Consider the following 10,174-nt stretch of genomic DNA (forward strand, 5'->3'; position numbering starts at 1 on the left):
TAAATTGTTTGTAATCAATAACAATAATAATCGGTAATAACAATAAGATGCGCTTAAGCACTATTAAATTAGCGGGCTTTAAATCGTTTGTAGAGCCCACTAAAATTCCATTTCCTGATCAAATGACGTGTGTTGTTGGCCCTAATGGCTGTGGCAAATCTAACGTTATTGATGCAGTACGATGGGTGCTAGGTGAAAGCTCTGCTAAAAACCTGCGTGGCGATGCCATGACCGACGTTATTTTTAATGGCTCAACTAATCGAAAAGCCATATCACAAGCCTCTGTAGAGCTTGTTTTTGATAACGATAAAGGAAGTCCTTCAAACACATTTGCCGATCGAAACCAAATTGCTATTAAGCGCTTAGTAACGCGCGACGGGCAGTCACTGTATTTTTTAAATGGCAGTAAATGCCGTAAGCGCGATATTACCGATATATTTTTAGGCACCGGTCTTGGTCCACGTAGTTACGCAATTATTGAGCAAGGGATGATCTCGCGCTTAATAGAAAGTAAACCACAAGAGCTGCGCGTATTTTTAGAAGAAGCCGCTGGCGTTTCTAAATACAAAGAGCGTCGCCGCGAAACACAAACTCGTATAAAGAGCACTCGCGAAAATCTTGAACGTTTGTTAGATGTGCGTAAAGAACTACAAAGCCAGCTCGATAAATTGGCTGTGCAGTCGGTTGATGCAAAAAAATACCGCGAATTAAAAGCACAAGAACGTACGCTAAAAGGCCAAATTGCCGTTTTAAAATGGCAAAAGTTACATCAGCAGCAACTTGAAAAAAGTGCCCAAATTAAAAAACTTAATGATCAAATTTTGTTTTTTAAAACCGCTAACTCAGGGCATGACGATGTACTTGCAAGCTTAGAAGGGCAAGTACAAGCTCAGCAAGATAAACTAAGCGATGCACAGCATCAGCAACATGTAATACACACAGAGCTTACTCGCGCTGAGCAACAACAAATCAATGTAAAGCAGCAAACCCAAACGCTTAAACAAAGTTTAATTAAATTACAGCAACGCCAAATTCAAAGTGCTGAGGTAAAATCGCAGCAGCAAATTGTGTGCGAACAACTCAACGAAGCCCTGCAAGAGGCAAGTGAAAATGCCTTAATATGTGAAGAGCAAGTTAGTGGGTTAACGCATGAACTTGAGGAATTATTAGCACTTAAGCAGCGCCACTATACTCATTGGCAAGCTTTGTGTGAGCAACAGCAACAGCTTAATAATAACGTGCAACTACATAGTAGTCACATTAAACAAACTCAGCAGCAAATAAGCCACGTTAACGAGCAAATTGATCAGTTAACTGTTCAGCTTAGCGAGCTACAAAGTAGTGATGTAGAGCAACAGTTAATACAGCAAACACAGCAAACACAAACATTAACTCAAGAACTTGCCGCTAAACAAACAGCACATACGAAGTGCATTGCTAAGCTTGAAATGCAAAATGAGCTTGTTAATAACTCACAAACACAATATTCGACGCTCACTCAAACAATAAACGAGTTAAAAGCCAGTATAACGGGGCTTAAAAGTACATTAGGGCTTGATGAAAAAAGTGAACGTACTAATGGTTTGTTTAATCAGCTAAGTGTTAAAGAAGGCTTTGAGCTTCTAATAGAGCAAGCACTTAAATCTTTAGAGCACTTAAATGTAAGTGAGCAGCAAGCTGATAACAGTGTGTGGCCAAATAGTGATAAAAGCATGCCAACAAATAGCTTAGCTACATATATAACAAGCGGTGTTTATCCAGAGCATTTAGCACGTATTGCTTATAGTGAAAGCGGTGATTTAGAAATACTAAAAAATAGTTTTTATACAGCTGTTATGGATAAAAACGGTGCTTTATATGGTCGTAACTGGCATGTAAGTGCCGAATGTAATGCAGAAAACTCATTACTTTTAAAGCATAAGCAATTGCAAGATAAAGCGCAGCAGTTAACTAATGCCGAGGACGAGCTACAACAAGTAACACACACTCGTGACGAACATACAGCTGAGCAAATAAAATTAATTAACGAACAAAGCGAGCTAAAAGAAGCGATACATGAGCTTGCGCAAAATATAGCAGTAGCCAGTACGCGCAGCGATATGCTCAAACAGCAAGTAGCACAATTTAAGTTACAACTAGAAAAGCTACAGCAACAAAAACAGCAATTAACCACTGCGCTTTTACAATTAAATACCGTGCTTGATGAGCAAGTAGCGCAATTTGAAGTGTTGAATGAGCAGCAAGTCAACTTAGCGGATGAAGTAGACGCTGCAAATAGCTTGCGCTCACAAAGTGATAAAAGTTATAGCGAAGCATTAAGCATGCTTGAGCAATATAAAACACAAGCACATAAGGCAACGCTCTCAGAGCAAAAGGCACGCAGTGAATGGCAGTTAAGCCAAACCAAATTGAGCCATGCAGAGCAAGAGCACGTTAGTGCATCAGAAGGTGCGCAAGAACTACTAAATGAAATAGAAGAGCTGCTGATACCAGAGCAAGAACTTAGCGATAAAATTACGCAGCTCTTAGCACAGCATCAAAAAGGTGAGCAGGCATTAGTATTGCTACAAAAAGAATTAGCTCAGGCGAAAGAGAGCTTAAACACTAAGCAAGTAAGCCTTAAAAATTCACAAGGGGAGCTGGTGGGCTTGCAAGAGCAGCATCAAAAGCTAACAATTGAAGAGCAAAGCTTAGTAATAAAAGCGCAAGTTGCGCTTGAGCCATTAGAAGAGTTGAAACAAAGCTTAAAAGCAATACTTGATGAATTACCTGATTCATTGAATTTAAGTGCAGCGCAAAATCAGTTAACCGGATTTACTAATCAGTTAGATAAATTAGGTGCAGTAAACTTAGCGGCAATAGAAGAGTTTGATTTAGCCAAGGCACGTAGTGATTATCTTGATAATCAATTAGATGATTTAACAAAAGCGTTAAGTACCCTTGAAGGTGCAATTCGTAAAATTGATAGTGAGACCAAAACACGCTTTAAAGCGACGTTCGATCAAGTTAACGAAGACTTTGCTGAGCTATTTCCTAAAGTTTTTGGTGGTGGAAGCGCGTATTTAGAATTAACCAGTGACGATTTACTCGAAAGTGGTGTTAGTATAATGGCACGACCACCGGGTAAGAAAAATTCAACAATTCATTTGTTAAGTGGTGGAGAAAAAGCGCTGACCGCATTATCATTAGTGTTTTCTATATTCAGGCTCAATCCAGCTCCTTTCTGTATGCTGGACGAAGTAGATGCACCATTAGATGATGCCAACGTTGTGCGTTTTTGCCGTTTGGTTGAAGAAATGTCACAATCAGTGCAGTTTATTTATATTAGTCATAATAAAATTGCGATGGAAATGGCAGGTAGATTAACAGGTGTTACTATGGCAGAACCTGGCGTATCGCGTATGGTTGCTGTAGATATAGAGCAAGCTGTGCAACTTGCACACGCATAAATTTTTATAACAAGTGTATTAGTTTTTCATTAATATACAGGTTTTAGGCATATCAAATAATAAAAGGTGAGGGGATGGCCGAACAATTAAGATGGGTTTTAATCGTTATCAGTGTAATTGTCATTGGTGGTTTATTAATACATGGATTGTGGTCAGTTAGAAAAAAAGACCGCCCAGAAGTATCGGATAATGAACGGGTTGAGCCATTACAACAAAGCGCACCAGCTTCATCTAAACCGTTTCGTACTGAGGCTGAGCCAAAAGAGCCAATGCAAGACGAACGTGATGAGCCACAATTTGGCGAGCTTAACTTTGATGCAAATGAGCCGCAAATTGATACAAGCGTGCCAGAAACACCGATTGAAGATGACTTAGAAATAGTTGATGATCTTGAAACAAAAGATCAAAGTGCTGAAGAAGCGCCTGCTCAAATGTCTGACTTTGTTATTGTGCATATTCAAATGCCAGAAGAGCTTAGTATGCAGGGCAGTAAACTATTACCAGCAGTTAATACTTTAGGTTTTAAATATTCTGAGGAGGGCTTTTTTAATCGCCACTTAGATCCGGCTGGCCAAGGCCCTGTTTTATTTAGATTAGTAAATATGTATAACCCAGGTACGTTTGATATTGATAATATGGAACAATTTAGTACCGCTGGGGTAAGCTTATTTATGACGTTACCGTGCGACGGCGATGGTCTAGCGGCATTTAATATGTTGCACAGCGCAGCTAAAAAGTTAGCGGATGAATTTGGTGCGCAAATTTTAGATGCTGAGCGAAATGAAATGACAGTAGAGCGCATCAGGCAATATGTTGAACAGGTTCGTTCTTTTTCAGCGTAAATAACGCATACATTATATTTTTATAAGCCACTGGACGGTGATTCGTCAAAGTGGCTTTTTTTATGTTTATTGAGGTTTAAATGTCTAGCAGCATTAGTGAGCAAATTAATCATCTTCGTACTACATTAGAGCAACACAACTATAACTATTATGTGCTCGACACCCCCAGTATTCCTGATTCTGAATACGATAGGTTATTACGCGAACTAAGCGCACTAGAGATGCAGCACCCAGAATTTTTAACCGCCGACTCTCCGACACAAAAAGTAGGCGGTGCCGCACTGAGTAAATTTGAGCAAGTAGCGCACCAAGTACCCATGTTATCGCTTGATAACGCGTTTAGTGAAGAAGAATTCACTGCGTTTAATCGCCGTATAAAAGAGCGTTTAATGAGTACTGATGAGCTTACTTTTTGTTGTGAGCCAAAACTTGATGGATTAGCCGTATCAATTATTTATCGTGATGGTGTGCTTGTACAAGCGGCTACGCGAGGTGATGGTTTTACCGGTGAAAACATTACTCAAAATGTTAAAACCATTCGTAATGTACCGCTTAAGTTACGTGGTGATTACCCAAAAGAGCTTGAAGTGCGCGGCGAAGTATTTATGGACAGCGCTGGCTTTGATAAATTAAATACTGAAGCGCAAAAACGCGGTGAAAAAGTATTTGTTAACCCGCGTAATGCAGCCGCGGGGAGTTTGCGTCAACTCGACTCTAAAATTACAGCTAAACGCCCACTCATGTTTTATGCCTATAGTACCGGGCTTGTAGCTGATGGCAGTATTCCTGAGGATCACTATCAGCAATTAGAAAAGTTAACTGACTGGGGGTTGCCACTGTGTCCAGAAACAAAATTAGTTGAAGGTCCTAAAGCCGCGCTTGAGTACTACAGCGATATTTTAACGCGCCGTGGCGAGCTTAAATATGAAATTGATGGCGTAGTAATAAAAATAAACCAAAAGGCCTTACAAGAGCGTTTAGGCTTTGTGGCACGAGCTCCCCGCTGGGCTATTGCGTATAAATTTCCGGCGCAAGAGGAAATAACCCAACTACTTGATGTTGATTTTCAAGTCGGTCGTACTGGCGCCATTACACCGGTTGCACGTTTGAAGCCTGTTTTTGTGGGTGGCGTTACCGTATCAAATGCAACGCTTCATAACAGTGATGAAGTTGCACGTTTAGGCGTAAAAGTAGGTGATACAGTTATTATTCGCCGTGCTGGAGATGTAATCCCACAAATAACGCAAGTTGTACTTGAGCGCCGCCCTGATGATGCCAGAGATATCGAATTTCCAGTAACTTGTCCTATTTGTGACTCTCATGTTGAAAAGGTTGAAGGCGAAGCTGTCGCTCGTTGTACGGGTGGGCTTGTATGTCCTGCACAACGCAAACAAGCAATTAAACACTTTGCGTCACGCAAAGCGCTGGATATAGACGGCCTTGGCGATAAAATTGTTGATCAGTTGGTAGACAGAGAGCTTATAAAAACGCCCGCTGATTTGTTTATTTTAAAACAAGGACATTTTGAATCACTTGAACGCATGGGACCTAAGTCAGCCAAAAATTTAGTAACAGCCCTTGAAGAGGCGAAAGGCACTACGCTTGCTAAGTTTTTATATTCATTAGGTATTCGCGAAGCAGGTGAGGCAACAGCACAAAATTTAGCTAATCACTTCCTTACCCTTGAAAATATAATAAATGCCAGCATTGATAGTTTAACGCAGGTAAGTGATGTAGGCGAAATAGTTGCAACACATGTTCGAGGCTTTTTTGATGAAGAGCATAATTTAGAAGTTGTTAATGCGCTTATAGAGCAAGGCGTAAACTGGCCAGCGTTGAGTGCACCTTCTGAAGAAGAACAACCGCTTGCTGGGCTTACTTATGTACTTACTGGTACGCTAAATACGCTTAATCGTAATGACGCAAAAGCACGCTTACAGCAACTAGGTGCTAAAGTATCTGGTAGCGTATCAGCGAAAACTGATGCGTTAGTCGCGGGTGAAAAAGCGGGTTCAAAACTGACAAAAGCCCAAGATTTAGGTATCGACATACTCACGGAAGATGAATTAATTGAGCTGCTTAAAAAGCATAATGGTTAGGACGCAACAATGAGCCGATACGGTCCTGAATACTGGGATAAGTACGGAAGTTACCGAACTCCTATTGCATTTAATTTAAGTTTGCTTGTGCTATTACGTGGCTATTTTATTTGGGTGATTGCGGCTTTAAGTCGCAGACCTGAACTTGATTTAATGTCGTTATTTTTTAAAAATAAAAATGACTTTTTTATTGCAATAGCAATTGGAAGTATCGCAATAATACCGACTATTTTATTTTGTTTACGCAGACCACGAGATTCACACAGTGCAAGCGATAAGTTAGCAAAAATATGGCGGCATATGCGCTGGCCCCTTATTGTATGTGCTGTTGTTGATTTAACATGGTTAAGTATTCAAGCCGCGCATAGCCATTATCGATTTTCATCATTTTTAGCAGTACAAATGATGATTGTTTTATGGGTATTGTGGTATTTGGTGAAAAGCCGTTATTTAACCGTTTTTTTTAATGATTGGCCTGAGCCGACAGAAAAAGCATCAGAAGAAAAAAAGCGACTTAAAAGGGATTAGTTGTGGACGCTGTAAATAAAAAAATAGCGATAGCTATATCGTTAATAGGCTTAGTGCTTATTATTTTAATGATTAGCACTGAGCTTTTAGAGTCTATGTGGTTTAAAGTGCTATTTGGGTTGTGGGTATTTGTTTTTTGCTCAAGCGTTTATAGGCTAACGCCCTTATTTAAATCAAGAAACAGGCTAGAGGATTTTATTCAGCGAGATGCCCAACATTTACTACTTTTTAGTTTGATGGGATTTTTTGATAAAAAGCATGGTCCAAATTGGTTAGTTATTGAGAGTATTGAACGCATAACAACAAAGGATGATGAGCTAATTATTTACAGTAATAACGAGCGCCAAATGAGTGTTAGTTTACCTGTAAAAAAAGCAGAGCTAGATAGTTTTATTAAACGAATACTTACCGACTCAGAAAAACAAAATATTACCTTTAGCTGAGGAGATTACCTTTAAGATTGAACGAGTTTTAGTCTTAAACTGTCAACACTCCTTAGCTGATCTTTAGTGTATTAAATAACGTAATAATTAGCCGTACTTTTTATGACTTTATAAAGTATAGCTAATCAACTATTCAATGAGGCTATTATGTTGAAGTGGAATGATGTTATTAACTTTGCCACCAACGGCAATCCTACCCCAAATAAAAAAGTAGTCAAAACTGACGAGCAGTGGCGGATGCAACTATCAGAAGATGAATATTACGTAACACGTAAGAAAGGAACAGAGCGCCCAGATAGCTCGGGTAGTTGTACATTACTCGAACCTGGCAAGTATGTGTGTATTTGCTGTGATAACCTATTGTTTGATGCCGATGAAAAGTTTGATAGTGGCACTGGTTGGCCGTCATTTACGCAACCTGCGACAATTGAAGCGATTGGTTATGTAAACGATACAAGTCATGGTATGGAGCGCATAGAGGTGGTTTGTAATGTGTGCGATTCGCACTTAGGCCATATTTTTCCAGATGGCCCATTACCAACAGGTTTACGTTATTGCGTTAATGCCGCAGCAATGAAAAAGCTCTAATATTTTATTTACTAGCGCTTTGAATATTTAAATTCATTTCTTTTGCTATATGCAAAATCTTATCTAAACGCTGCGTCTGATCTGCTTGTAATTTAGCTTTATCAAGAAGGGCGTAGCATCTTCTAGCAAGATCCATATTAAATGAGCTGCCAGATTGCTTGGTTGAATCAAATAGGCACTGTAATAAATTAAGTGCAATACTCTGATTGCGAGGCATGACTCTAAACGCTTGTGTAAAAGCTTCCAGCGCAGTATTTAATTGCCCTTTATTAAATTGATTAACGGCATGGTTATTAAGCTCTTTTGGACCCATTTTAATATCGCGTCGCTCACTTTGTTGCTGCTGAATATAACGCAAGTAAGTTGTGTCGCTAACTGCAGGGTGTCTTTCACAGTGGCTAATTATTTGTGTGAATAAGGTTTGCGCCTTCTGATGAAACCCCAGTTCATGAAATGCTTTTGCTTTATCAAGTGCTCCATCAACCGATCGGATATGAGTATCGTCGTCATCAAGCTGCTCAATTAGCTTTTTCGCTTTTTGATGCTCGTCTTTTAAGTAATGAAGTCGTGCATTTAGTACATCAATTTGAGCTTGATTTGCATTATTAGGAAACTGTTTTTTTAAATCATTAATGTACTGATTTGTTTGTCTAGAAATTCGTTGAATTTGATCAGTTTGATCAGTCGTTAACGCAAAGTCGATACCGGCACGTGCTGCATTCAAATATACATCGGGGTGGTCGTGTATTGAGTGCTTTGCAAAGGAGGCTATATCTTTTTGAGTTAAATAGCTTTTTTCGTAGTCGTGATTAATTAGTGACACATTACTTAACGATTTTTGGCGTGTGATGTTTCGCGGTGCAATGTCTGCTGCTTGACTTAAAAAGCTTTGTGCTAGCTCAAACTGATTTAGCTTTATTTCTAATCTGCCCAACAAATCAAGGGCTACTAAACGAGTTTCTTGGCGCTCTAACATTGTCTTGAGCATTCGCTGCGCCAAAATATGTTCGTTATTCGCTATAAGTGCCTCTACTAAACCTACTTTTGCCCAAGCAAATTTTTGAATATCGAGAACAGACTTAAAAAAGTCTTTTGCATCTTGAGCACGCTTTAAGCGAAGTAGGGCATCGCCTTTTAAGCGAAGTAGGATAGGACTGTAATTATTATTTTTTTTATCCAGAGCGGTATCAATAAATTTAATAGCTTTTGAATCGTTACCATCATCAATTAATGAATACACTGTTTGTAAGTCGTGTTTACGTTTTAAGATTCGTTCAATGCGTGTTTTAAGCTCTTGTACTGTAAAAGGCTTAACTAAAAAGTCATCTGGCTGCAGCTCAAGAACACTATGAACGAGTGAGCCACTTGTTTCTGCTGAGATAAAAATAAAGCCAGTCGAACTTTTTATGAGCTGCTTTACACGTAGCTCTTCATAAAGCTGGTAGCCATCTTGGTGTTTGTTTAAGTTGAATGAGCAAACTATTAGATCAAACTCTTCACTTAAACACTGCTCTTTTGCAGAGTTTGCATGATCAGCAAAGCGCAACTGCCGAAAGCCAAGCCTTTCTAACGATTGTTTCATATAGCTTTGAGCAAGTGGCTGCTCCTCTACTATAAGTATTTTGGCTTTTGAATAGATCTTAGTTGGCATTGGCTTAAGCGTAATTGTATTTAACACAGACTATAATCAACAGTTTAACTCCTTACAAGGGAATTTAAATGATAGCTGTATTTATTAGGTACTTAACTTTGCCTAATACGTTTATCTAACTACGAAAGTACTGAGCCGAATAACATAATTAAAAACCAAATAAGTAAAATGGAAACGCTATATTTGATGAGTGCTTTGATATGGAAATTTAGATTTTAATAAAAATATGAAATGTATTTAAGGTAAAAATTGGAGTTAAACGTATTTAATATGGGAAAAGTTATTACTAGAGAAGTTGTCTGATGGTATTTATATGTGGTGGGTGATTACTTGGCTTGATACCAGTGACCCTGGCCATTATTTGTAAAGGGTGGTGATGCTCTTTTTCTTACGGCTAAGTTAATTACACACGATTTATATATTGAGTTTTTATAAAGTTCTTAAATGTATTTAATATGAAAAGAAAGAGTTATTACTAGAGAAGTTATCTGATGGTATTTATATGTGGTGGGTGATACTGGACTTGAACCAGTGACCCTCGCCTTGTAAGGGCGATGCTCTCCCAACTGAGCTA

At 38.9% G+C, this 10,174-nt stretch carries 7 protein-coding genes; 6 read left to right on the top strand and 1 reads right to left on the bottom strand.

Annotated elements, in window-relative coordinates:
• The first annotated feature begins 47 nt into the window (after positions 1-47).
• The 6 genes from QMA08_RS10960 to msrB all read left to right on the top strand — a co-directional run bounded on the left by QMA08_RS10960 (position 48) and on the right by msrB (position 7,949).
• Complete coding sequence (locus tag QMA08_RS10960; protein WP_290174509.1) at positions 48-3,449, top strand: AAA family ATPase; 3,402 nt, start codon at positions 48-50, stop codon at positions 3,447-3,449.
• A gap of 74 nt (positions 3,450-3,523) precedes the next feature.
• Positions 3,524-4,291: a cell division protein ZipA gene (zipA, locus tag QMA08_RS10965; protein ID WP_024596342.1), complete on the top strand. Its 768-nt coding sequence runs from the start codon at positions 3,524-3,526 to the stop codon at positions 4,289-4,291.
• A gap of 80 nt (positions 4,292-4,371) precedes the next feature.
• Positions 4,372-6,390: an NAD-dependent DNA ligase LigA gene (gene ligA, locus QMA08_RS10970; RefSeq protein ID WP_182673846.1), complete on the top strand. Its 2,019-nt coding sequence runs from the start codon at positions 4,372-4,374 to the stop codon at positions 6,388-6,390.
• A gap of 9 nt (positions 6,391-6,399) precedes the next feature.
• A complete protein-coding gene (locus QMA08_RS10975; RefSeq protein ID WP_138489372.1) occupies positions 6,400-6,918 on the top strand; it encodes a DUF2919 domain-containing protein in 519 nt (172 codons plus the stop codon).
• Between the two features lie 2 nt (positions 6,919-6,920).
• Complete coding sequence (locus QMA08_RS10980; RefSeq protein ID WP_290174510.1) at positions 6,921-7,361, top strand: hypothetical protein; 441 nt, start codon at positions 6,921-6,923, stop codon at positions 7,359-7,361.
• A 147-nt stretch (positions 7,362-7,508) separates the two neighbouring features.
• Positions 7,509-7,949: a peptide-methionine (R)-S-oxide reductase MsrB gene (gene msrB / locus QMA08_RS10985; RefSeq protein WP_290174511.1), complete on the top strand. Its 441-nt coding sequence runs from the start codon at positions 7,509-7,511 to the stop codon at positions 7,947-7,949.
• Between the two features lie 4 nt (positions 7,950-7,953).
• Here msrB and QMA08_RS10990 read toward each other — a convergent pair whose 3' ends face one another.
• Entirely contained in the window at positions 7,954-9,600 is a 1,647-nt protein-coding gene (locus QMA08_RS10990; RefSeq protein ID WP_290174512.1) for a tetratricopeptide repeat-containing response regulator, read from the bottom strand.
• Between the last annotated feature and the right edge of the window lie 574 nt (positions 9,601-10,174).

It is taken from the genome of Pseudoalteromonas sp. APC 3355, assembly GCF_030407615.1.
Taxonomy (GTDB): domain Bacteria; phylum Pseudomonadota; class Gammaproteobacteria; order Enterobacterales; family Alteromonadaceae; genus Pseudoalteromonas; species Pseudoalteromonas distincta.